The following is a 22,292-nucleotide window of genomic DNA, read 5'->3' as shown; positions in this document are numbered from 1 at the left end:
TATAAAAGAAAATGGGAATAAAGACTAGTGAATATTGACTATTCACAGTAATGATGTGCACAAAAAATGGTGAATAAGTACTTATTCATACGTTTTTCAGAGTCTTTTTCACGAGATATTCACATTTTTATTGTGAACTTAACGCTATTTTTTGAATTCTTCACACTTATTCACAAAAATTGAGAATATCTAAAAAATAGTGTTGCACCATGTTTTATGTGCATATATGTGCGGTATTTCCTCTATTCACGTCTTATTCAGATTATTGTGCACATAAAAAAATATGTTATATAGGAGAAAAATGATGGTTTTACACAATATGTGAATGAATAAATTCCGATGGGGAATGAAGTGTGGAAAATAGCTGTGAAGAAGCAAAAACTGTTGAATATAAGCCAAAATTTCTTATAAATAATATTGACTTAAAATAGTATTTCCCATATAATGACACTGCATATGTTATGTAGTATAAAAAAAGTAGCTACATATTGGAGGTGTAAAAAGAATGAAAAGAACATATCAGCCAAATAAAAGAAAAAGAGCTAAGACTCATGGCTTCAGAGCTAGAATGGCAACTGTAGGTGGACGTAAAGTTATCGCTAGACGTCGTAAAAAAGGAAGAAAAGTATTATCTGCCTAAAAAAAATCCACTTTAATGTGGTTTTTTTTCTAAAAGAAATATGAAAAAAGAATTACGTGTAAAAAAAAGTACTGAATTTGAAACCATTATAAAGAAAAGAAAAAGCGTAGCGAATAGAGAGTTTGTTTTATATTGGAATCCTAATGATCTAGAGCATATGCGTATTGGTTTATCAGTCGGTAAGAAAATAGGGAATGCCGTTGCCAGAAACAAGACTAAGAGACAAGTAAGAATGATGGTTCATGAATTGTTCACAAAAGAAGACCATAATGATTACATTCTGATTGTTAGAAAACCCTATTCTCAGAATGATTTTGAACAGAACAAGAAATCTCTTCAAAATCTATATTTAAAAATGAAAAAAAGAATGGAGAAGTAAAAATGGTATTAGATCCTCGTACAAAGAAGTACTTAAAGATCTTTGCGGTGATTGCTTTAGTGTTCATTTTTACAGGGTGTACAAGTAATGTTGACAAGAGCGGTCATTTATTAGCAAGCCGTGCTATCACTGAATCAACACCATGGTCACTAAAGGCAGGATTTTTTGATTTTATTCTTACAATTCCTATCGCAAAGGGAATCCTATTAATCACTTCATGGACAGGTAATGTCTTATGGGGTGTCATCTTAATGACTATTCTTATCAACTTGATTATCTTACCAGTTATGATCAAGTCTACTATTTCTACACAGAAGATGCAGATGCTTCAGCCAGAAATGGAAAGAATCCAGAACAAATATCGTGGTAAGAATGATCAGACTAGTCAGATGCGTATGCAGAATGAAATTATGAACTTATACAAGAAAAATAACGTTTCTATGTTTGGTTCATTATGGACTTTCTTAACATTACCTATCATGTTCGCAATGTATGGTGCTGTTCAGAGAATCCAGATCTTGTATACATCACAGGCATTTGGTATGAATTTAGGTTTAACACCTTTATCTCAGATTACTAGTGGTAAATTCATTTATATTGTTGTTATTTTAGTTATGGCTTTATCTCAGTTCTTTGCTATCGAAATCAACAACTTAATGTTGAAGAGAAACAAGAAGTATAAACCTTCTGCTCAGCAGAACCAGATGAAGACTATGAATATCGTAATGACATTAATGATCATCTACTTTGGTTTAATCATGCCAACAGCTATGTCATTCTATTGGATTACTACAAACTTAATTACTGTAGTTAGAACAGTATTTATTCAGATTCAGTATATTGAAAAGCAAGAAAATCAGAAAGACACTCATGTAATTAGGTAATCATTATGAATACTTATGAAGCTAAAACAGAAGAAGAAGCATTGAATCATGCTTGTCAGGACTTAGGTATTACACCAGAAGAATTCCATTATGAGGTTGTTGAAGTTCATAAGGGGTTATTCAGTAAGAAAGTTGTTATTGCTGGATGGTGTGAATCTATGGTTGAAGAATATATAGGTCAGTTCGTAGAAAGAACATTAAGTTCTTTAGGTTTCGAAACACAGACTACTGTCTTCAAACAGGACGATCGTATCTACTGTAATGTAGAAACAAGTAATAATTCAGTTGTGATTGGTAAGAATGGTGTTATTTTAAGAGCATTAAACTTCATTACTAAGAGTGCTGTCAATACTCAGTTCAAACAGCGTATTGAAATCTCTGTAGATATCAATGGTTATAAAGAACAGAGATACCAGAAGGTTGCTGCAATGGCTAAACGTTTTGGTAAGAAAGTACAACATTCTAAGATCAATATGAAGTTAGATCCTCTACCAGCTGATGAAAGAAAAGTAATTCATCAGGTGATTGCAGAAATGCCACATCTTGCAACACAGTCACACGGTGAAGGTAAAAACCGTTACTTAGAAATTTATTATGTTGATTAAAGAAGGCTCTGCCTTCTTTTTTTTAAATTCTTTTGATAGAATGGATAGGAAGGGAGATGCACATGAAAAAATTGAATTTATTAGAAGGACGTATTGTCCCTCTTCTTATAAAATTAACACTACCTATTATTGGTACATCATTTCTAGAAATGGCCTATGCACTGATTGATATGCTTTGGATTGGAAAACTTGGTGCTTCCTCTATTGCAGCAGTTGGTGTAGCAGGTATGTTTAGCTGGTTATCGCAGGGCCTCGCAATGATTGCGACACAGGGTGGACAAGTTAAAACAGGACATTCATTAGGTGCAGGTAATCAAGAAGCAGCTACAGATTATGCTTCATCGGCTATTCAGTTAGGGATTATATTCGCACTATTATTCTCTTTCTGTACAGTTGTATTTTCAAGTTTCTTTATTGGTTTATTTGGATTATCATCACAAGCCACTATTAATCAGGCTATTAACTATTTACGTATTACATGCGGTTTGATTATCTTTAACTTCTTAAATATTATTATGACAGGTATCTTAAATGCCTCTGGTGATAGTCAGACACCATTCCAGTGTAATAGTGTTGGTTTGTTATTAAATATTATCCTAGACCCATTCTTTATCTTTGTATGTGATCTAGGTGTTGTAGGTGCAGCACTTGCGACAGTATTAGCTCAAGTTTCTGTATTCCTATTATTTATGAGACATAACTTTAAGAAGAATACACTACTTAAACATATTTCATTGAAGAAGGTTTATTCAAAGATTTATTATAAGAATATACTTAGAATTGGTTTTCCATTAGGATTACAGAGCATGTTATTTTCTGTATGTTCAATGGTAGTGGCTGCTTTTGTCGCTGAGTTTGGAGATGCAGCTGTTGCAGCACAGAAGGTAGGTACACAGGTAGAAAACATTTCTTGGTGTATGGCGACTGGATTCCAGACATCTATTAATGCCTTCATTAGTCAGAACTATGGAGCTGGTAAGTATGATCGTGTAGAAAAAGGATATCATACAATGCTGGTATTCTCTATACTATGGGGTATTGTATGTACAAGCTTGATGGTCTTCTTCCCTCATGTGATTTATGGCTTCTTTACTGATGATTTAATGGTAACGCAAATTGGAGAGAACTATTTACGTATAGTGGGTCTATCAGAGACATTTATGATTCTAGAATTAATGATTTCTGGAGCCTTTAGTGGATTAGGAGAAACAATTCCTCCTTCTATCACCAGCATTATATTCACTCTAGGACGTATTCCGGCTATTTTATTAATCTTAAACACATTCCATTTAAATGGTATCTGGTGGGTTATTTCTTTCTCAGGTATTATTAAAGGTCTGGTTAATTTTATTTGGTTCTATAAGTATAAGAAAAGAACACTTAAGGAGGTATGACGATGAATGATGATATTATTTGTGCTATTGCGACATCTCGATTAGAAGCCGCTATTTCTATTATTCGTATATCAGGTAAAGGGTGTATTGATTTTGTTCAGAGCTTCTTTACAGGTAATCTAAATAAGAAGTCTCAGACTATTTCTTATGGCTATATTGTCGATGGTGAAGAGAAAGTAGATGAAGTACTTATATCTATCTATCGTGGACAACATACATTTACTGGTGAAGAAATGGTAGAAATCAACTGTCATGGTGGTGTCTTTATTACGAATAAAGTTCTTTCTTTATGTTTAAAGAAAGGAGCGAGAATGGCTGAGCATGGAGAATTCTCTAAGCGTGCATTCTTAAATGGACGTATTGATTTATCCCAGGCAGAAGCGATCAGTGATTTAATTACAGCGAATAATGATCAGGCAGCTAAACTCGCATTAAAAGGAATACAGGGAAATATCACAAACTTCATTAAAGACTTAAAAGAAGACCTGATTAAGATTATTACTCAGATTGAAGTAAACATTGATTATCCAGAATATGAAGATATAGAAGAACTAACAGCTGAAAAACTGTTACCTGGTTCTGTATCTTTAAGAAAGAAGATGGATGATATTCTTGATCGTTCTAAAAACATGCATTTAATAAAGGATGGTATTTCTACTGTCATTGTAGGTAAACCTAATGTAGGTAAGTCTAGTTTATTGAATGCATTATTAGAAGAAGATAAAGCAATTGTAACTGATATTGCAGGAACGACTAGAGATGTAGTAGAAGGTTCTATTCGTCTAAATGATATTGTATTGAATATGATTGATACAGCAGGTATTAGAGAAACAGAAGATAAGATTGAACATATGGGTGTTAAGAAGTCTTTATCTTTAATTGATCAGGCTGATTTAGTGCTAGTTGTATTAGATGGTTCTAGACCAATAGAGGCAGAAGATAAGGAACTATTAGAACGTACTGAAGGATTAAATAGAATTGTATTAATCAATAAATCTGATAAGGGCTGTGTGATTGATACAGAAGGTATTCATATTAGTGCTAAAGAGAATCATATAGATGAACTCATTCAACATATTAAAGATGAGTTTGACTTTAGTGCTATCACTAATTCTCAGGCACAGGTACTTGCGAATCAAAGACAGGTACAGTTATTAGAGAAAGCTTCACAGTCATTAAATGTTGCGATTCAGGCAATGGAGGATGGTATTCCTACAGACTTGATTGTGACTGATTTATATGATAGCTGGGAGAACTTAAAAGAGATTTTAGGTGAACAGGCTAAAGAAGATTTACTTGATGAATTGTTTAAGAGATTTTGTATAGGAAAGTAAAAAGATCCTCTAGGTATGGCCTAGAGGATTTTTCTATTGAAAATAAAAGGAAGGTTTTCTCCCTTCCATACTTTAACGCCCTACTCTTGTGGCGGTAGGAGCCGTACTGATAAGGTATTTCTACCTTCAAATAGATTATATGAAATTATGAATTTTTGTCAAGAATTCAGCTGTTTTTATTAAAGGTTTATTAAAGCAAATGAATGGAATGAGTATAATTAGATTGTCTCATAGGTCTATGGTAAGTACAAATGAAGCAAGTTTTTTTCCTCCTTTAATTTAACGTTTAACCTTCCAATAACCCTTTTTCCTTGAACCAACTCTTTCTAAAAGTCCTTTTTTCTTTAATATAACAATATTTCTTGTAATTGTTCTATTACTAATACCTGACAATATTACTGTTAATTGTTTAATTGTAATGTCTGGTTTATTTTTCATTATTTCTAGTATTTTTATTTCTTCCATAGTTAGTTCTATCTCATCTTTCACATCACTTTGATGATTTATTATGTTATCAGTACCATCTTGAGTATTTATTTTGTGATTGGTGCCATCTTGATCATTTATTATGTCACCAGCACCTTTTTGAATATTTATTGTGTCATTTATTATGTCATCAGCACCTTTTTGAACATTTAATGTGTCATTTATTATGTCATCAGTCCTATTTTGGTCATTTAAACTGTCTTCCTTTTTATCACAATAATTAAGATTTGGCATACTGACTACTCCCACGGGCAAGCCCTGGGGTTCCGATTGCCAAGTGTAGCTTGTAATCGTACATCATTTTCAGACTTTGGAGTTACAAGTGTAAATCTATTTGAATCAGAACTTTCATTACCAAGCAGTCCAACGACCACATTAACGGTAAATTTCTACTTTCGTAAGGAAGTATAATCAATCTCCCTGAATATGTTTTACGCTATCTTAATTCCGCTATTTAATACCTTGATCTCGTTAACCTTAATCCATTCGATTAGGGCTTTTTCTTTGTTGTAACACTTATCAAATTCAGAAATGCATTTGCTTTTATCTATATCTTTGGTTCTGTAGTCGTAACAGTATAATAGGAATGATGAATACCAGTCTCTTTGTACCTCAGTACCATCTTGCAGCTTATACATTCGGTCAGATAATCTCTTTTTAATATAGTCATCAACAGTATGATCATATTGACTTGCTCTGTAATCATTAGATACTTCAATATATATACCACCTGATACCTTGAATTTCTGTTCTACAGCAGTTTGAAACCCAGAAGGACATCTATTCTTTATAGACTTGCCAAAACGCTTTTTCTTATTAAACTTGCCTTTACTATTGATCGTAGTTTCTTTGGCTCGTCTCATAAGCCTGCCTGCATTTTTAGGTTCTGTGATAAATACATCTCCAAGACTTCTTAAATGGTTAGCGTCTTCATTTATTGCAAGCTGTCTGTTTATGGCATTGATACGACATAATTTAGAATGTTTTTCTTTTAATTTCTTATAATGATTAGAATATCTCCAAGTCTTACGGCCTTTTTTAACAGTACCATCATCATTATAATTCTGCGGATTAGTTGCACGTCTTGACCTGTCCATAGCACGGTAAAGCAGACGTTCTTTTCTCTCAGAAGTTTGAATACTGTTGCCACGCTCTGAAAGATTCTTCAAGCCCACCTCAGTATCAGATGTATAAGCAACTGTCTGTGTCCCTATATCAGCACCAATCATTCCTTTGCCATATTTATGTCTTGGACTGCCAAATCTATCATATTTAGGTTTTGCCTTGCCTTCGATGGTTAAATGTAAATATACTCTGTATTTACCTCTTATCATCTTGGGAACAAGCGTAGCATAGCAGGGTCTGTATGTATCTATGCAACAGCCATCTTTAATAAGAGTATTAACAGCCCTGTCATCCAAAATCTCAGATTCGGCAAGATATGATAAAACGGCATCTACTTCATCCTGTTGAAATCTATCATTTATTTGTATTCCAAATACCATCCTGCCAAGCTTGAAATGAAGTTTATTATCTGTAACGGATATAGGTATACCACGATTAATCTGCTTTGCACGAATACAAGGCAGTTCTCCGTATTTAGAAAAATGTAAAACATTACCATTACCATATAGGCATTTTTCCATGCCACGCCATATATCTTCGGCTTTAGTCAGAGCAAATACAGCGTCTACACCATATTTCTTACCTATTGGAATCATGGATGTTCTGCAGTATTCCCATGTAATATTATAAGCTTTCTGCATTTCATTAAGTTGTTCAGCATAAGTTTTTCGTTTATCCTTATCTTTAGAATTACCATACAGAAACAGTAATTTACGGTATCTCTTTGTACGCATAAGCTGGTTATAATTCTTTCTCATAATACCGATAAGCTCATTACCAGCTTTGCGTATCTTATCAGAAAGAGCCACTACTTTAAGTACATCAGAATAAGACATATCGGTTTCTACAGCCAGGATATGCCTGTCAGAAAGTTTATGAAATTGTTTAAGATGTCTTTTATGCTCTTTATCAGTTATCATTTTTCTGCTCCTTAATATACTTGATTACTGTAGATACAAAATATCCTCTAGACCATAAAATACCGCATCCTGCATAGGATTGTATTAATTGTGGAAATGCCTTGAATAGTTCAATAGCACTTATATCTTTAAAAGTCCTTACAACATCACAGGGAGCAGCAGTTTGTGGTACATCTACAAAGACATGTATATGGTCAGGCTTCACTTCAAGAGCCTTAATGTGGTAATAGATTTTTCTGTGATATCTGTTTCAATATTTCCTCTACATTACCTTTTAATACCAGAAATATGAATTTAGAATACCTAATGATGTGATACTGTATCAGATATTTTCAATACGAAGCAAGTCAAGAAATATGATACTCTCACCTTCCTCAGCAGAATAGATACGTGCAAGGTTTTCAAGTTCTGTTTTCCATCCGGCAGGAATGGAGATATTTATTTGTACATTGTCACTTTTAGTTCGTGCCATTACTTTTTCCACAACTTGAATGATATGCTGAATTATTAGGATTACACTGTTCTGCATGGTTATTATTGTTCGCTATATGTGCAACATTATTAGGATTTTTCTGATTACAGTGATGGTTGTTGTGTTGTATGTATGCTTATATCATAGTTACTTTTACTAATGATCTGTTTACTTTCTATACTTTAATATACATAGATTATATATCATTTTTCTAAGTATTTATCAAGTGAAATGTGGCTTTCATCCCACACGCAAGCGTGTGGTTTTTTCGCCACAAATTTATAACACTACCTTCATATTCTGCTTCATCTAGTGCATCTAAAACACCACTACTTTTATTTAAACCATTCCATCTTGTACAAAATAATCTTGAATGATGTACAGGGCTATCATCTACAATTAAAGAACCAGCTATAGTAAGATAACCTTCCTCATCAGCCAATCCAAATGATATTAAATTCTTTTCGTCAAAACTATAACCTGTCCACTTCTTATATCTTTCCCTTAGTTTTGAAAAAGAATAATCTCTTATTTTATACATAGATTTTTGTGAATCATATGATTTATTACGGCCTCGTAATACTAATCTTTGAAGTTCCGTAGGAGAGGCTTTAACACTCTCATTTCCAATTCGTATATAAGCTTCTAAAGATCCATCATTATAATAGTAATAAGGCGTTTCATCACCTTTAAATACCTCTAAAATAATTAGAATATTATCTTCTACTTTACGAAAAGACATTTTAAATTCTGGAATTGGATTTAACTTAGTTTTGATTATTTCACTAATTTTTTCTGCATCTTTAACTGGATTATCTAATCCAATGATTTCATTTTCATCAGATACTCCAAAGATTAATGCGCCACCTAATGTGTTCGCAAAAGCACTAATACTCTTACACCAGCTTTTTGGTTTTCTCAACTCAACCTTTAATTTCTTGTCATATTCTGTTGTTTCACCTACTAGATCATTTATTCTCATTCAAAGTACCTTCCTTAATTTTCTATTCACTAATATATACTCAAGATATTAAGAATTTTCTTTAAATAAACTAAAGATAAACGCAAAGTTTAAGAAAAATGTTGCTACTAGATCATCAAATTAAGCTTAACATCAGATTTCTTAGCTAATTTCTTAGCTTACAAGCATGTAGGTTATGCTTTATTTTAGTGAAGATAGAGATGTAATGTTAAGCTAAATTGAATTTTTAAATCAACTTGCATATTAAAATACTAGATGCTATAATTTGATTGCAGATTGGGATGCAATTAACATCAAACGAAAAGGTAAGGAATGGTGCTCCTTACCTTTTCTAGTTCTTTGGAGTGTACTTATCACTAGGCTACTTATCGTTTAAATCTTTTGTCCAACCATTTGCATATGTAATAAACTAAAACACCTGCCATGACAGATACTACTAAATTGGAAAGCAACTAACATCACCTCCTTATCGATGAGGAGAAGTTTGATGGATTCTATGCAGTAGCTACCAATCTTGATGCAGAAGATAACGCTAAAGAAATCATTAGGATTAATTCCCAGAGATATAGAATAGAAGACTGATTCAGAGTCCTTAATACAAATTTCAAGGCAAGACCAGTAAATCACAGAAGAGACGACAAAATAATCGCTCACTTCATGACATGCTACACTGCACTTCTTATCCAAAGGATAATTGAGATCAAGCTCAATAGAAGCGGCAGATACTTCACCACCGATGAGATAATAGAGAACATGAAGAATATGAACGTGGTGAACAACCATGATCTTTACTATTAAGTAACTCGATATATGATGCATTAAATGAGACATTCAGGTTGGATCTCGACAAACAATACTATCAGCCCAAGGAACTAAAAAATAATCAAAAATATTTCATAAGAATCTTCCCATACAACAATTTTAAAAGGGAGAAAAACGCCCTTAAACAGGCACTTTTCTCCCTTTTTTATATACCTAACTGTCAAAAACGGGATTATAGAATAATATGTTGATTTTTCAAGAGTTATTATTCAGGTTTAGAAGTAATACACTGCACTCTGTCATAAGAATAACTAGAACGTTTTTATACAAATAATTAGTAAGTAATTCTTAATATTTTTGTAAGTAATTTGAGCCGTTTCTTTTTATAATTTTACGTTATAACTATTATGAGAATGAAATATAAAAGGGGGACATAATAGTTATGATTAAACAAGTCAGAATTGAAATAAAGAACGCAGTGAATCAGATTGAGTTCAAAGTTTTGTTTGCAGCAATACTTTTAATAAGTCTAATAAGTATTTTTTTGAATTGTTTCCAGGATTATGGTCGTAATATTTTATTTATCAGGTCTTATATTGATAATTCCATGTATATCAGCATTAAGGCAAGACCTATTATGAGTGTTTTTGAATATTTATCACCACTTATTGTAATGATGATTTATTCATCTAGTAAGTGGAAAGAAGAAAAAAATGGAACGCAGTCAATGATCATCACTCGTCTAAATAAGAAAGAATATTATCTCTCAAAGTTCATAGCAAATTTTATTATCGTATTTGGCGTGGTTCTATTTTCGGGATTAATTAATCTACTTATTTCATATATTGTCTACCCTACTGTAGGATTTGATAACCGATGGGGAATACCAGTCTATGATCTTATTCAAAGATATGATAATAGAGCTTTATTGGATCTATTAAGAATTCAAAATCCTCTTGTTTATATTCTTGTCAAAAATATTATAGTCAGTACGTTTCTTGCAACGATTTCAAATATTCCTTACTGTTTAAGTTTTATCAAGCATTTCAAGGAAATGGAATTCATACAAATATGCATTATGACGTTTATTGCGATTGCTGTTGCTAGTGTTATAGGAGTTATTTTTCATATTAGTTTCATTAATTACATATCGTATATGTATGTAGATGCTAGAATCTCTTTCTCAAGTGTATGTCTATCGATAATAGTATTGAATATAGCTGAAGTATTGATTTTATTTAAAGGAATGAAGTGTGAAACAAAAATCAATCTAAACGTATAAAAAAAGACAAACTTAAAAACAAGTTTGAATAATTTAGAAAAAATAGAATAATTGAATATTATGGTTTAGTTAATTTAGAAACGTCAAAACCTGATTTCTTAAGAAACTCAATTGCTGATTCTTCTGTTAAATCTTGTTGCTTTATAGGTGGATTAGGATTTCTAAATGATTCATAATCTGAAGGATTAAATGTCTCTCCAGTAAGAATCATATGGTATATACTGACAAGCATCATTCTTGCAATTGCGATAATGGCTTTCTTGTGACCTCGTCTCTTTTTGATACGAGAATACTTAATTCCAAAATAGCCCTCCTTATCTTTGATTGCTCCAAGAGCACACTGAACTAATAAAGGTTTTAAATATTGACCTGCTTTAGAAATACGAACTGATTTTTTCTTATTAGCACTTTCGTTATTTGCAGGTGCTAATCCAGCCCAACAGGTTAGTTGTTTATCTGATTCGAATTGTTTCATATCTACTCCGATTTCTGAAATAATAAGGATTGCAGATAAAGTGCTGATGCCTGGTAGTTGGGTGATGTGCATGAATTGATCGAACATTGGTGCTGCACGTTTCATCATTTCGATTTCACAGTTATCAATATGGACTTGTAATTCTTCCATATGAGTCATTGACTCATTCATTTTAAACCTTTGATCAGTTTCAATATTGCAGTGTTTAATGGAATCTAGAATCTTATCTTTATTTTTACACGATCTATGGATACATTTCAAAATTTTCTCATCTTCAATGATATCTGACTCAAGTACTTCTTTCATGATTGCTTGTGCAGACTTTCCAAACGGATCTGAAAATACAGAACCAATACCGATATTGGAAACTGTCATACAGTTCTGATATCGATTACGTTCAGAGGAACGCATCCCAACCAATTTATAGCGATAGCGAGATATTTCTCGTAAAGCTCTTATTTCTTTGGGTGGTATAAAAGAAAATTTGATTAGATCATGTTTAAATAAATCACAGATCCATTTTGAATCTTTCTTGTCAGTTTTCTTTCCTTTAATTGCTTTGACATATTTTGGATGAGTTAAGTAAATATTGATTTCATCTTCTAAGATGTTGAAAATTGGAATCCAATATTTACCAGTAGATTCCATGCATGCATCAAAGCATTTGTGATTAATGAGCCACTGTTTAAGATTCAGTAAATCATGGTTTAAAGTTGAAAACGTTTCTTGGATGTATTCAGTAATACGAGTTTTCTTATTAGTAATACCGATTGTAGCCACAATGATATTCTTGTGAACATCCATGCCACAGCAGATTGGTCTAACAATCTTCATAAAAAAATCTCTCCTTTCATTGAAAGAAGAGAAGTGGCATTGACTGCTATCTAAGCTAATCACTCAGTTGATTGTACAATCATAAGTGTCCTGGCTCTAAGTCCAACTTATTTGTGCTTGAAAAGATAGCGGCGACTTATAAATATTCAGGATATTCTATTTAAGTAGAATTGCCTACTCACCCCTACGTGCTCTGTAGTATACCACCTCTCTTTGATTATACTATTATATCGAGAGGCACACTAGAGTTTTGGTGGATTTGAGTTTGGTTATATATTTGTGTCCGCGCAACGAAGGTGCGGGGAAATGGAGGAAAATATGAAACGATTCATTCATAAGGACCAGATGAACAACTCTATTTTCTTTGTAATTGTTGAACTGGTTGTTCTATTCATGTTTAGAAGTTCAATACATACGAGTCATGTGATGATAAATACATTCTCAGTCATCGTTATTATGATATTTATCATTCCAGTTGTGTTGTCCTATTTTTCTACGGATATATTGCGAATATTTAACTATATGATCATACCTAGATTTCAATCTAAGAAAAAACTATTTGGTTTCATTATTGAAAGAATCTTAATGGATTCTTTTAAAATGACATGTCTATTATTAGTTCCTGTTCATGTTGTGGGAACTGTAATATATCATATGAGTTTTTTAATGATCATGAGATATTATTTCAGTTTCTTTATGACTTTGATCTCTGTCTGTCTAATATATATCATCGTCTATTTAAAGATGAGAAATAAAAATATATCCATCATTATTTCTTACTTCTTATGCAATATCACCACTTTACTAGGCAGTTTACTTAGACAATATAGTATTCCAAGCATATCATCAATTATGCTTTTGGAGTATGAAAAGCCTGCAACTCTTCTTATTGTGACGATTGTGCTTATTGTTTTACTATCTGCAATTCTATATAGAGTAGTCACTCAATTTCAATTATTAGGAGAGTCTAAAAATGTATTATAAGTTCATCATAAGGAATAAGCAGATATTGCTTAGGATATTATTCTTGATTGCTTTCTCATTTTTTCTTAAGTATGCAACTCATAACAGTTATATGCCTCATGATTTATTAGGTGCGTACCAGATGTATATGGGAGGTATCTTTCTAGAAGAAAGTAAATCAATACCACAGATTATGCTTCTGTTGATCAATGCTGTGTTATTCATATACTACGTTCCTTATGAAATAATTAAGGAAATAAAAGAAAACGAGATCTATATAAAATATAGATATGGGAAGAACAGTAAAATCTTAATGCTTATTGCGATTAAGAATTTGTTTTATTCATTATTTTATCAATTGGTTTATGTACTCATCATTATGTTGAAGACCTTCCAGTTTAATCCTCTTCATGTGATAGGAACTGAGTTCATCAAATTATTTTTGACTTCTACCATCCAGTTGTTGATTATATCGTTTATGAGTGAATTCTTCTTATATTGTTTTAAATTTGAGATAGGTATTGTTCTTTCTTTGATGCTTGTTGTGAGTCCAGCTATTATTTCAGGTGTTATACTAGATCAATTTTCATCTAATTTAGAACTCTGTAAGTATATTCCTTTAAATCATGGTAATTATAATTACTATCATGCATCTACATATATGCAACATGGCATATCTATCACTTATTCACCATTGCCTTACTACAAATACCTTTTATCTATTGTGAGTCAGGTTATTGAGTTAGTAATCAGTGTTGCAGGACTTATGTGTGCTATTGATAGAAAAGAATTAATAGGAGGTCATTATGAAAATTAGTGTAAAAGATGTTTCAAGAGAAATGAAATCAAATATAATCTTGGATAACATAAATCTGGAATTTGAAAGTGGAAAAATATATGGTTTATGTGGACACAATGGTTCAGGAAAAACAATGTTGTTACGTGCTATTGCGGGATTGATTCAGACAGATCATGGAGAAATCATGATTGATGAGAAAATACTTCATAAGGATATTGATTATCCACCTGAAATGGGATTGATTATTGAGACACCTACTTTCTTTAAATATTATACAGGTATGGAAAACCTTCAGTATCTTGCTGAAATAAGAAATCAGATTTCACAAAATGATATAATAGAAGCACTTAAAAGAGTTGGATTAGATCCTAATGACAGAAGAACAGTCGCAAAGTATTCACTAGGGATGAAACAAAGATTAGCCATTGCGCAGGCTGTTATGGAAAAGCCTCAATTTATATTGCTTGATGAACCTACAACTGCATTAGATCCAGATGCTGTTATTCAATTTAAGAAAATGATGACAGAAGAAAAAAGACGCAATGCCTGTATTATCATTGCGACTCATAATCATCAGGATATAGATGAATTGTTTGATGAAAAGATATATTTAAATTCTGGCAGAGTAGAAAGAGTTGAAAAAAATGACTAAGAACACAAAACTATATTTCATGATTCTATTGGTTTTGATAAGTGTGACTATAGGATATGCATTTGTGACTAAGTATTCTTTCACAGGTGACTACTATCTCAATAAAATTAAGAAGCAGTATAATCTTGATGATTTTGTGTATTCTAATATTGAGGACAGTGAGTATTTCAATGAATCTATAAGTACACTGGATGAACTAGAAAAAAGCAGTGATCTGATTGTGAAAGTAAAACCAGACGATGGTAAATTATTTTATAACAGTATAGAAAGACAAGTAAAAATCATTGATATATACAGGGATAAGGATTCCTTGAAAAAAGGAGATACTATCTATATTCAAGAACCGTTTTCTATCTCTTATCTTAAGGGGATGGAAAGTATGAATTCCGAAAAGGGATATGTCTTGATGAATTCTAATCAGGAATATATTCTATTTTTGAAGCATCTCGATAAAGCAGATGGATATAAGTATAAGGATAACGAAAAGATAACTTATGTACCTGTCTCTACTAGATTGAGTAAATATTGTAGACAAGAAAAACCACTATTAGTCAATGCATCTAAAATTGAAGATGGAGAATTGTATTATAAAGATTTTAAAACATCATCAGCTATTTTTATTAAAACGGATGAATGGAATAGATATAATGCAATTGCATCACAGATCTATGATAAGTACAAATGAAAAAGGGAACCTCAGGTTCCCTTTGATGTTATCTTAATGCTGTACCGAAATGTAATGCTATATAAGCCAATTCATCTTCATTAAATGATTTATGATAATGTTCTTTTACAACATCATTTAAAATCATTGCACATTGATATTCTGTTTCATTTTCAGTTTTGATTTTGTCAGTTAATACATTATCATGGAGCTGTTCATCATTCTTTAAACGCTGAATTGCAGGATAGAAATGCATTGATAATCCCTGATAGAAATCATCATTCTTCTTTAGATTTAATCCTAAACGGTTATTGATTTCCTGTACGGCTTCTAAAGTAATGCTTTCAGTTTCCTGATCAATAATATCGCATTCACTAAAGAAGTCTAAATCTAATAATGTCATGTTTGATAAATACATCGCACAATAACAAATATCGTCTTCAGAAATTTTTACATCATATTTCTTAGATAAATCATAGATGATTAACTGTGAAATCTGATAAGTGTTGGCTTGTTTTAATTGTTCAATCTGAGATGAACTCATTTCGATATAAGATCCAGATAATTCTCTTGTAATTGATAAAGCAAGATGAATAGATAAGTTGTCCATTACTGTATCTGAGATATTCATGTTTGCTTCAGTCACATACTTCTTGATTGTCGCAAAGATTTCTGCTTTGCGTAATTTAAATTTTTCTTCTAATTCTATGACCATTTTTTTACTACCTCTTTGTGCCCTTATCATATAGGAAAGAAAGCGGTTTGTCTATGCTTATTTTTAGATTTGTACACCAAAAGAGGTTAATTTTCGCGAATTTATGAATCCGTTTACATGTTTTGTACAAAAAGTTGTATTTCTTGTAAAACTATTTTCTCATAGTGAGATAAATAGTATCATATTCGCATTGTGTACCAAGTCTAAATGGAAATCCCCATGAGCCATATCCGCCAGACACAAGAAGATAGTGGTTCTTATAATGGGATAAACCATATGAATTCTGATAGTAATAATGAAGAATAATATTACCTGGGAAAATCTGTCCATTATGTGTATGACCAGATAATTGAAGATCAGTGAAATATGTATGCTGATCAAATCTTTCAGGATTATGGTCTAGTGTAATAGTAGGTAAAGAAGTATTCATACCTTGAATGACTTGATTGATATCATAGTGATCTCGAGATGTCTTATCTGTAAAGCCGACAATATTAAAAGTATTATCTACAGTTTCATAGGTGTTCTTTAGAAAGTGTATGTTATATTTTTCAAAGACAGTAAAGTCTGTATGTTTACCATAATATTCATGATTACCAGATATCCAGTATGTTCCATAAGTACTCTTCATATTCTTGAATTCTTGTAAAGAACGATTCATTAATGCATCGGGTGTATTTTCATCAAATACATCTCCTGCAAAACATACAAGATCATAATGTTTATCATTCACTGTTTTTACAAGTTTTCTTACCTGTCTCATATAAGTACCAGAACTCAAATGGAGATCACTGACTAAACATATTTTTAGTTGTGATACTGAAGATGTCTTAGGAACAGTGACATGATAGATGACTTCTTTCTTATTATAATGAGAATGGAAACCAGAAATTGTAAGAGTAATCGCAATCATAGTCGCTACGATATTCCCAAAACGATATGGTCTTCGTTTCACAAATTTAAAAGAGAAACGATACAGATAAACACATATAAAAAGAATATAAATATACATAGTGAGAAATTGACACACTAGTATGAACATGGTAAAGATATGATTATATGGTTTAAAGTTAAATTTAAGTAATATACCGATTGTAGAAAGAATAGCCATGACAACCACAAATGTCTTGAAAATCAGGTGTTCATGTTTTAATAGCCATATAAAATACAATGCTGGTATAAGAATGAATATGATATATAATGCGATGTTTAGGATTTTAACCATTATGAAAAACCTCCTACATATATTGTATATCTTTTTTTGAGGAATAGTTATGAATAATTACCCTTTTGCTTTTGATGAAATATTTGATATAGATTTGACAGGTAAGTTTGTGGTCACTGGTTTGTTTACTTCGATGAGAAGAAGTGATGTTGTACATTATATATATACACATGGTGGTTCTGTATTAAGTGCCCCTACACGTGCTACCGATTATTTAATTGTCGGGGGAGAAAAAAGCAAAACATGGAAGTATGGTCAGTATGGTACTAAGATTAGAAAAGGTTTAGACTTAAGAGAGAAGGATGAAAAGATTTTGATTATCTCAGAAGAAGACTTCATGAGATGCATAGGAGGATAAGACAATGTCTATTGATGTATGTATTAAACAGAAGGGATTATTTAAAAAGACTATTCCATTAGATGTCATAGTCGGTGATGAATTGGCTTTTGGAATCAATGATGGTATGAGAATGGTGGGGGATGACCAGGAAGGTAATATGATCTTCTATAATCCAAATTCTATCGGAAGAGGTTTTCATATTTCATGGGATGAAGAAGAAAAGAATGAATTAAACCTACGCTTACTCAATCCTACTACTACAGATGAAATGCGTTCTTTCTTTAACTGCTTAAGAAGAATTACTAGTTACTGGAAATGCAGTGTTACTATTGATGGTATAGAAGAAGATATAGATGAGTACTTATCACAGGAAGATGATCTTATTGCCTTCAATCATCGCGTTATTAAAGAAGTATCAGAAAAGATTGCGAATGGTGAAACAGATTCTCTTACTTTAATGAGTACTATGTGGCCATTAGTGATTGGTAAGGATGAAGCAGAACAGTTTATTCTTAATCCACATCTATTCTCTTCATGGATGCATGAACTTCAAAGTCATGACTATTATTATGCAAAACCACAATTCTTTAAGACAGATCAGGGTATTAAAGGCATCTATGCATTAACTGAAGACTGCCCTACTTTACTCCCTAATAAACCATGGGTACCTGTAGGGTATCAGAATCCAGAAACAGGTGAAAAGCTAGAATGTGATTATTATGAAATAGCTCTTTATTCTACAACAGAAGAAAGATCATTGGGTACGATTCCTTTTGAACGTATATTTACACTAGGTCCAGATTACATCAACTATTATGATGGTAATACTGTACTCGTGAATAATCTCCCCTTAGAGGTCATGAAAAGACTAGAACACAGTCTGGATTAGAAACATATAAGTCATTGTACCTAGAAGAATAGAAAGTAATGTACTATGTTTCCATTTATGGATACATACTACCACTATAAGTGCTATGAGTTCTGGAATACCATAAGGGGCTTTTAGAACGGATACACTTTTCAAACAATACACCACTAACATTGGTATGATCGCATAAGGTAGTACTTTACCTAAATAGAGAATACTATCCGGTGTATGTTTACTAAAAACAATAAACGGAAGAGCACGGATAAGAAGTGTGACTATTGCAGCAGTAAGAATAATAAGTATGGCATGCATTAGAGATCACTCCTTTCTAAGCTCTTTTTTTCTATGAATAATGCGATTGTAATAAGAATCATAGAAGGAATCAGGAACTGATTAGGCCCAAAGAGTAATAAACAGAATATAGAAATAATAAATCCTGTGAAGGCTGGAAGATGCTGTTTTGATTTCTCTAGTTGTTCTACTAGGATGATGACAAATAATGCAGTCATCGCAAAATCTATCCCTGTTGTATCAAAAGGAATAATATTCCCGAGTACTGAACCTATAATACTCCCTGCTATCCAGGATAACTGATTGACAAGAGAAACGATAAAGAAATAGTCTTTACGATTAATATCATCAGGAAGATCAGGAGAGCAGATTAAGGAGTAGGTTTCATCTGTTAATGAGAAGATCAAATAAGGCTTTCTCCACCCTGCTTCACTATATTCTTTTAACATAGTAATCCCATAAAAGAGATGTCTGATATTGACCATAAGAGTCATAATAGCAGTTGTAATGATAGAAGCACCTGTTGATAGTAGATTAATTGTCACAAACTGCATAGAACCAGCATATATACCTGTACTCATTAAAACTGCCCAGCCCCACCCATAACCTTTATCTTGCAGTAATAAGCCAAAACCAATACTTAAGACAATATAACCAGTTATAACAGGGAGTGCAGATTTAATTGAATAAATAATTGTTTTCTTATTCATATATTACCTACCTCCTTAGTTGGTTTATACTATAATAACTATATATCATTCTTGATGTCAATGATATAATAGTAACAGGAGGTGCTCTTATGAGATTAGACACAGTACATCATATTGCAATCATTACAAAAGATTATGATCAAACAATTGACTTTTATGTCAATAAATTAGGTTTTAAGATTATTAGAGAAAATAAGAGAGAGGATAAACAGGATATCAAGTTAGATCTTCAACTTGGAGATATGGAGTTAGAAGTATTTGTTAAACCTGATGCCCCACTTCATCCTTTCCCTGAAACTGCAGGACTGAGACATCTGGCTTTCAAGGTAGAAGATGTAGAGGAAACAGTCAAAGAATTAAATGCATTAGGTATTGAAACAGAACCAATTCGTTTTGACACATTTACAGGCAAGAAAATGACATTTTTTAAAGATCCTGATCAATTGCCTTTAGAAATCCATGAATAATAGAGAAAAGCTGTTAGAGAACTATGTGCGTTTGTCTGGTATATCATTTCATAATAATGTAGCCTTTGCGCATACGAAGTATCAGGTGAACTGGAAAAAAACAGCTCTTACTATGTGGTTAGGTCATATAGTAAGCAAGAAAACAGAATTCTATGTATTAAGCTTTGAACGTGAGGGAATTACCTTTATGCAATATGATAATCTGAAGTTTCTAGATGGTGTTTACTTCTTTGATTATCGTTTTGTGACAGATTTTAAAGTGAAAAAGAAAGGGGCTGAATCAGAGATGCGCTTCATGTATCAAGGACAGGAAGTTGTATTAATGCTTCAGCGATATGCGGTAGATAGTCCCTGGATCAAAGAATATATGCACTATTTAGAAGAAAATCACTTTTTTTATGATTGATAATATGTTATTATGTTGGCAAATAGAGGTGCATGCGTTAAGAATTCGTTATTAATGGATACAGCCAGATAATGAAGGGGGAGCAAATGCCGAAGAGACAGGGAACTGTATATGAACTGTTATCTGGGGGATAAGAGAAGATCTTATTCACTGTCACAAAATATTTGTGGTGCGCTATTGAATATAATGAAGACTACTAATTATATTGCAATGGCCCCATTGCAATATTTTTTTATAAAAAAATGGAGATGATGAAGATGAACAGTGTGATTACAAGATTAGAGATTGAAGAAGACATTATTCAAGTGAAGTTAATGAATGTTGAAAAGAATCCTCTCTTTGTGGCTGATGTGTTTGAAACAATTAGTCGTGAAGGTGTGAACATCGATATGATCTCATCAGTCATGCTAGAAGATGAAATGCGTATTGATTTCACATGTGATGCAAAAGCACAAAGTGCTTTAAACAAGGCTATTGAAGAAGTTAGGAAGAATCACCCACGTATTGGTGTATTTGCATCTAAGAATGTAGGTAAGCTTGTTGTAGAAGGTCATATGGAAAATGAAGTCGGTTTTGCAAGTAAGTTATTCAAAGTTCTAGGTGATAACCAAATCCCATTTGCTCAAGTGACAACAAGTGAAGTATCTATTTCATATGTTATAGAAAAGAAATATTTAAAGAAAGCATTAGAAAAAATTCAGGAGGAATTAGCATAAAATGGAACCAATTTTTGAAGGTACAGGTGTTGCATTGGTATTACCAATGTTTGAAGATGGAAGTATTGATTATGAAGGTTATAAGAGACAGGTACAGAGAATGATTGATGGTGGTGTAAAAGCATTACTTGTCAACGGAACTACTGGTGAACCTGCAACTATTGATATTGAAGATGAATTTGAACTCACTAAGATTACAGTAGAAATGGCTAAGGGTACAGGTGTAAAGGTTATTGTAGGTGCAGGTTCTAACTATACTGCACAGGCTATTAGAAAGGCTAAGTTCAATGCTGAAGCAGGTGCTGATGCAAACTTAGTTGTAACACCTTACTACAATAAGACTTCTCAGAGAGGTTTAATTGAACATTATAAGGCTGTTGCTGCGGCAAGTGATTTACCACTTATTATGTATAATGTACCAGGTAGAACTGGTATGAAGATCAGTGTAGATACAGTAGTAGAACTTGCAAAGGTTCCTAATATTGTTGCTATGAAAGATGCAACAGATGATATTGCATATGCAATGGAAGTATTAACACGTACTAAGGATATGGACTTTGATTTATATTCTGGATGTGATGATAATATTCTTCCATTTATCGCAGCAGGAGGTAAAGGTGTTATTTCAGTATTATCTAACCTTTATCCAAGAGAAACAGAAATGTTTGCCCAGGCTGCATTAAAGGGTGATTTAGAACTTGCTAGAAAGATGGCTTATGATTTAAATGATGTTTCTAAATATTTATTCATTGATGTTAACCCAATCATGCCTAAGGCTGCTTTAAAACATATGGGTGTTATTGAAAGTGATATGCTTCGTCAGCCTCTTATTCCAACTACAGAAGAAAATAAGAAGTTATTATTTGATGCAATGAAAGAATTTGAAAGCAAGGGTTATTAAG

General features: G+C 32.4%; 28 protein-coding genes and 1 riboswitch. Of the genes, 17 read left to right on the top strand and 11 right to left on the bottom strand.

The features are described 5' to 3' along the window. Positions 1-505: 505 nt before the first annotated feature. From rpmH to mnmE, 6 genes are all read left to right on the top strand, one after another. Positions 506-640 (top strand): 50S ribosomal protein L34, encoded by a 135-nt coding sequence (gene rpmH, locus NQ499_RS13605; protein WP_006504672.1) that lies wholly within the window; start codon positions 506-508, stop codon positions 638-640. Between the two features lie 40 nt (positions 641-680). Beyond that, positions 681-1,019, top strand: a complete 339-nt coding sequence (gene rnpA / locus NQ499_RS13600) for a ribonuclease P protein component (RefSeq protein ID WP_006504671.1) — start codon at positions 681-683, stop codon at positions 1,017-1,019. A gap of 2 nt (positions 1,020-1,021) precedes the next feature. After that, positions 1,022-1,903 (top strand): YidC/Oxa1 family membrane protein insertase, encoded by an 882-nt coding sequence (locus tag NQ499_RS13595; protein ID WP_006504670.1) that lies wholly within the window; start codon positions 1,022-1,024, stop codon positions 1,901-1,903. Positions 1,904-1,908: 5 nt separating this feature from the next. Next, positions 1,909-2,508, top strand: coding sequence for a Jag family protein (locus NQ499_RS13590; protein ID WP_006504669.1), 600 nt, complete (start codon positions 1,909-1,911; stop codon positions 2,506-2,508). A gap of 62 nt (positions 2,509-2,570) precedes the next feature. After that, a complete protein-coding gene (locus NQ499_RS13585) occupies positions 2,571-3,902 on the top strand; it encodes an MATE family efflux transporter (RefSeq protein WP_006504668.1) in 1,332 nt (443 codons plus the stop codon). Positions 3,903-3,904: 2 nt separating this feature from the next. Further along, a complete protein-coding gene (gene mnmE / locus NQ499_RS13580; protein ID WP_022424775.1) occupies positions 3,905-5,236 on the top strand; it encodes a tRNA uridine-5-carboxymethylaminomethyl(34) synthesis GTPase MnmE in 1,332 nt (443 codons plus the stop codon). Positions 5,237-5,515: 279 nt separating this feature from the next. On the opposite strand, the gene NQ499_RS13575 is transcribed toward mnmE, so the two are convergent. The 6 genes from NQ499_RS13575 to NQ499_RS13550 form a co-directional block, all read right to left on the bottom strand. Beyond that, entirely contained in the window at positions 5,516-5,956 is a 441-nt protein-coding gene (locus NQ499_RS13575) for an HTH domain-containing protein (protein WP_155812583.1), read from the bottom strand. A gap of 197 nt (positions 5,957-6,153) precedes the next feature. Further along, entirely contained in the window at positions 6,154-7,767 is a 1,614-nt protein-coding gene (locus NQ499_RS13570; protein ID WP_259848557.1) for a hypothetical protein, read from the bottom strand. Then, positions 7,757-7,972: a transposase gene (locus NQ499_RS13565; RefSeq protein WP_259848556.1), complete on the bottom strand. Its 216-nt coding sequence runs from the start codon at positions 7,970-7,972 to the stop codon at positions 7,757-7,759. The genes NQ499_RS13570 and NQ499_RS13565 overlap by 11 nt, the downstream gene beginning before the upstream one ends. A gap of 117 nt (positions 7,973-8,089) precedes the next feature. Then, the gene (locus tag NQ499_RS13560) at positions 8,090-8,239 is read right to left on the bottom strand and encodes a hypothetical protein (RefSeq protein ID WP_259848555.1); all 150 of its coding nucleotides are present in this window, start codon (positions 8,237-8,239) and stop codon (positions 8,090-8,092) included. Between the two features lie 211 nt (positions 8,240-8,450). After that, positions 8,451-9,221, bottom strand: coding sequence for an AlbA family DNA-binding domain-containing protein (locus NQ499_RS13555; RefSeq protein WP_259848554.1), 771 nt, complete (start codon positions 9,219-9,221; stop codon positions 8,451-8,453). 372 nt (positions 9,222-9,593) lie between these two features. Then, a complete protein-coding gene (locus tag NQ499_RS13550; protein WP_155812834.1) occupies positions 9,594-10,052 on the bottom strand; it encodes a hypothetical protein in 459 nt (152 codons plus the stop codon). Positions 10,053-10,425: 373 nt separating this feature from the next. On the opposite strand from NQ499_RS13550, the gene NQ499_RS13545 reads away from it, so the two are divergent. Beyond that, positions 10,426-11,265: a hypothetical protein gene (locus NQ499_RS13545; RefSeq protein WP_259848553.1), complete on the top strand. Its 840-nt coding sequence runs from the start codon at positions 10,426-10,428 to the stop codon at positions 11,263-11,265. Positions 11,266-11,323: 58 nt separating this feature from the next. Here NQ499_RS13545 and NQ499_RS13540 read toward each other — a convergent pair whose 3' ends face one another. Further along, on the bottom strand, positions 11,324-12,574 hold the full coding sequence (locus NQ499_RS13540; protein ID WP_259848552.1) for an IS110 family RNA-guided transposase: 1,251 nt from the start codon (positions 12,572-12,574) through the stop codon (positions 11,324-11,326). Positions 12,575-12,892: 318 nt separating this feature from the next. Here NQ499_RS13540 and NQ499_RS13535 point away from each other — a divergent pair, with 318 nt between their 5' ends. Genes NQ499_RS13535 through NQ499_RS13520 form a run of 4 tightly spaced genes read left to right on the top strand, consistent with a single transcriptional unit; the run spans position 12,893 to position 15,673 of the window. Beyond that, complete coding sequence (locus NQ499_RS13535) at positions 12,893-13,558, top strand: hypothetical protein (protein WP_259848551.1); 666 nt, start codon at positions 12,893-12,895, stop codon at positions 13,556-13,558. Beyond that, positions 13,548-14,354, top strand: a complete 807-nt coding sequence (locus NQ499_RS13530; RefSeq protein ID WP_006504643.1) for a hypothetical protein — start codon at positions 13,548-13,550, stop codon at positions 14,352-14,354. Before NQ499_RS13535 ends, NQ499_RS13530 begins: the two co-directional genes overlap by 11 nt. After that, positions 14,344-14,988, top strand: coding sequence for an ABC transporter ATP-binding protein (locus tag NQ499_RS13525; protein WP_006504644.1), 645 nt, complete (start codon positions 14,344-14,346; stop codon positions 14,986-14,988). The genes NQ499_RS13530 and NQ499_RS13525 overlap by 11 nt, the downstream gene beginning before the upstream one ends. Continuing rightward, on the top strand, positions 14,981-15,673 hold the full coding sequence (locus NQ499_RS13520; RefSeq protein ID WP_006504645.1) for a hypothetical protein: 693 nt from the start codon (positions 14,981-14,983) through the stop codon (positions 15,671-15,673). Before NQ499_RS13525 ends, NQ499_RS13520 begins: the two co-directional genes overlap by 8 nt. A gap of 28 nt (positions 15,674-15,701) precedes the next feature. Here NQ499_RS13520 and NQ499_RS13515 read toward each other — a convergent pair whose 3' ends face one another. Further along, positions 15,702-16,367 carry a BglG family transcription antiterminator gene (locus tag NQ499_RS13515; RefSeq protein WP_040389608.1) on the bottom strand — a complete coding sequence of 222 codons (666 nt, stop codon included), beginning with the start codon at positions 16,365-16,367 and terminating at the stop codon, positions 15,702-15,704. A gap of 151 nt (positions 16,368-16,518) precedes the next feature. Next, a complete protein-coding gene (locus NQ499_RS13510) occupies positions 16,519-17,592 on the bottom strand; it encodes a metallophosphoesterase (RefSeq protein ID WP_006504647.1) in 1,074 nt (357 codons plus the stop codon). 49 nt (positions 17,593-17,641) lie between these two features. Here NQ499_RS13510 and NQ499_RS13505 point away from each other — a divergent pair, with 49 nt between their 5' ends. Beyond that, positions 17,642-17,950, top strand: a complete 309-nt coding sequence (locus NQ499_RS13505) for a BRCT domain-containing protein (RefSeq protein ID WP_006504648.1) — start codon at positions 17,642-17,644, stop codon at positions 17,948-17,950. A gap of 4 nt (positions 17,951-17,954) precedes the next feature. Beyond that, a complete protein-coding gene (locus NQ499_RS13500; protein WP_006504649.1) occupies positions 17,955-18,821 on the top strand; it encodes a DUF4299 family protein in 867 nt (288 codons plus the stop codon). On the opposite strand, the gene NQ499_RS13495 is transcribed toward NQ499_RS13500, so the two are convergent. Next, positions 18,801-19,112, bottom strand: coding sequence for a branched-chain amino acid transporter permease (locus tag NQ499_RS13495; RefSeq protein WP_006504650.1), 312 nt, complete (start codon positions 19,110-19,112; stop codon positions 18,801-18,803). The two genes, NQ499_RS13500 and NQ499_RS13495, sit on opposite strands and share 21 nt — an antisense overlap. Next, positions 19,112-19,801 carry an AzlC family ABC transporter permease gene (locus NQ499_RS13490; protein WP_006504651.1) on the bottom strand — a complete coding sequence of 230 codons (690 nt, stop codon included), beginning with the start codon at positions 19,799-19,801 and terminating at the stop codon, positions 19,112-19,114. The genes NQ499_RS13495 and NQ499_RS13490 overlap by 1 nt, the downstream gene beginning before the upstream one ends. An 89-nt stretch (positions 19,802-19,890) precedes the next feature. On the opposite strand from NQ499_RS13490, the gene gloA2 reads away from it, so the two are divergent. The 4 genes from gloA2 to dapA all read left to right on the top strand — a co-directional run bounded on the left by gloA2 (position 19,891) and on the right by dapA (position 22,291). After that, complete coding sequence (gloA2, locus tag NQ499_RS13485; RefSeq protein WP_006504652.1) at positions 19,891-20,268, top strand: SMU1112c/YaeR family gloxylase I-like metalloprotein; 378 nt, start codon at positions 19,891-19,893, stop codon at positions 20,266-20,268. Further along, entirely contained in the window at positions 20,261-20,674 is a 414-nt protein-coding gene (locus NQ499_RS13480) for a hypothetical protein (RefSeq protein WP_006504653.1), read from the top strand. Before gloA2 ends, NQ499_RS13480 begins: the two co-directional genes overlap by 8 nt. Positions 20,675-20,689: 15 nt before the next feature. Then, positions 20,690-20,859, top strand: a riboswitch (Lysine riboswitch). A 72-nt stretch (positions 20,860-20,931) separates the two neighbouring features. Beyond that, complete coding sequence (locus NQ499_RS13475; RefSeq protein WP_040389609.1) at positions 20,932-21,390, top strand: ACT domain-containing protein; 459 nt, start codon at positions 20,932-20,934, stop codon at positions 21,388-21,390. 1 nt (position 21,391) lies between these two features. Continuing rightward, entirely contained in the window at positions 21,392-22,291 is a 900-nt protein-coding gene (dapA, locus tag NQ499_RS13470) for a 4-hydroxy-tetrahydrodipicolinate synthase (RefSeq protein ID WP_006504655.1), read from the top strand. The last annotated feature ends 1 nt before the right edge of the window (position 22,292 follow it).

Origin of the sequence: Catenibacterium mitsuokai (assembly GCF_025148785.1) — a bacterium.
GTDB classification, from domain to species: domain Bacteria; phylum Bacillota_I; class Bacilli_A; order Erysipelotrichales; family Coprobacillaceae; genus Catenibacterium; species Catenibacterium mitsuoka.
The sequence above is the reverse complement of the archived record's forward strand: the minus strand, read 5'-3'. Positions and strand labels throughout refer to the sequence as shown.

Coding starts and splice junctions, on each gene's coding strand:
- NQ499_RS13500 (WP_006504649.1), top strand. CDS start 17,955: ATGTCTATTGATGTATGTATTAAACAGAAGGGATTATTTAAAAAGACT.
- NQ499_RS13555 (WP_259848554.1), bottom strand. CDS start 9,221: ATGAGAATAAATGATCTAGTAGGTGAAACAACAGAATATGACAAGAAA.
- NQ499_RS13515 (WP_040389608.1), bottom strand. CDS start 16,367: ATGGTCATAGAATTAGAAGAAAAATTTAAATTACGCAAAGCAGAAATC.
- NQ499_RS13535 (WP_259848551.1), top strand. CDS start 12,893: ATGAAACGATTCATTCATAAGGACCAGATGAACAACTCTATTTTCTTT.
- NQ499_RS13475 (WP_040389609.1), top strand. CDS start 20,932: ATGAACAGTGTGATTACAAGATTAGAGATTGAAGAAGACATTATTCAA.
- NQ499_RS13585 (WP_006504668.1), top strand. CDS start 2,571: ATGAAAAAATTGAATTTATTAGAAGGACGTATTGTCCCTCTTCTTATA.
- gloA2 (WP_006504652.1), top strand. CDS start 19,891: ATGAGATTAGACACAGTACATCATATTGCAATCATTACAAAAGATTAT.
- NQ499_RS13525 (WP_006504644.1), top strand. CDS start 14,344: ATGAAAATTAGTGTAAAAGATGTTTCAAGAGAAATGAAATCAAATATA.
- mnmE (WP_022424775.1), top strand. CDS start 3,905: ATGAATGATGATATTATTTGTGCTATTGCGACATCTCGATTAGAAGCC.
- NQ499_RS13575 (WP_155812583.1), bottom strand. CDS start 5,956: ATGCCAAATCTTAATTATTGTGATAAAAAGGAAGACAGTTTAAATGAC.
- NQ499_RS13505 (WP_006504648.1), top strand. CDS start 17,642: ATGAATAATTACCCTTTTGCTTTTGATGAAATATTTGATATAGATTTG.
- NQ499_RS13570 (WP_259848557.1), bottom strand. CDS start 7,767: ATGATAACTGATAAAGAGCATAAAAGACATCTTAAACAATTTCATAAA.
- NQ499_RS13480 (WP_006504653.1), top strand. CDS start 20,261: ATGAATAATAGAGAAAAGCTGTTAGAGAACTATGTGCGTTTGTCTGGT.
- NQ499_RS13540 (WP_259848552.1), bottom strand. CDS start 12,574: ATGAAGATTGTTAGACCAATCTGCTGTGGCATGGATGTTCACAAGAAT.
- rnpA (WP_006504671.1), top strand. CDS start 681: ATGAAAAAAGAATTACGTGTAAAAAAAAGTACTGAATTTGAAACCATT.
- NQ499_RS13495 (WP_006504650.1), bottom strand. CDS start 19,112: ATGCATGCCATACTTATTATTCTTACTGCTGCAATAGTCACACTTCTT.
- NQ499_RS13590 (WP_006504669.1), top strand. CDS start 1,909: ATGAATACTTATGAAGCTAAAACAGAAGAAGAAGCATTGAATCATGCT.
- NQ499_RS13530 (WP_006504643.1), top strand. CDS start 13,548: ATGTATTATAAGTTCATCATAAGGAATAAGCAGATATTGCTTAGGATA.
- NQ499_RS13510 (WP_006504647.1), bottom strand. CDS start 17,592: ATGGTTAAAATCCTAAACATCGCATTATATATCATATTCATTCTTATA.
- NQ499_RS13545 (WP_259848553.1), top strand. CDS start 10,426: ATGATTAAACAAGTCAGAATTGAAATAAAGAACGCAGTGAATCAGATT.
- NQ499_RS13560 (WP_259848555.1), bottom strand. CDS start 8,239: ATGGCACGAACTAAAAGTGACAATGTACAAATAAATATCTCCATTCCT.
- NQ499_RS13550 (WP_155812834.1), bottom strand. CDS start 10,052: ATGTCTCATTTAATGCATCATATATCGAGTTACTTAATAGTAAAGATC.
- dapA (WP_006504655.1), top strand. CDS start 21,392: ATGGAACCAATTTTTGAAGGTACAGGTGTTGCATTGGTATTACCAATG.
- rpmH (WP_006504672.1), top strand. CDS start 506: ATGAAAAGAACATATCAGCCAAATAAAAGAAAAAGAGCTAAGACTCAT.
- NQ499_RS13520 (WP_006504645.1), top strand. CDS start 14,981: ATGACTAAGAACACAAAACTATATTTCATGATTCTATTGGTTTTGATA.
- NQ499_RS13490 (WP_006504651.1), bottom strand. CDS start 19,801: ATGAATAAGAAAACAATTATTTATTCAATTAAATCTGCACTCCCTGTT.
- NQ499_RS13595 (WP_006504670.1), top strand. CDS start 1,022: ATGGTATTAGATCCTCGTACAAAGAAGTACTTAAAGATCTTTGCGGTG.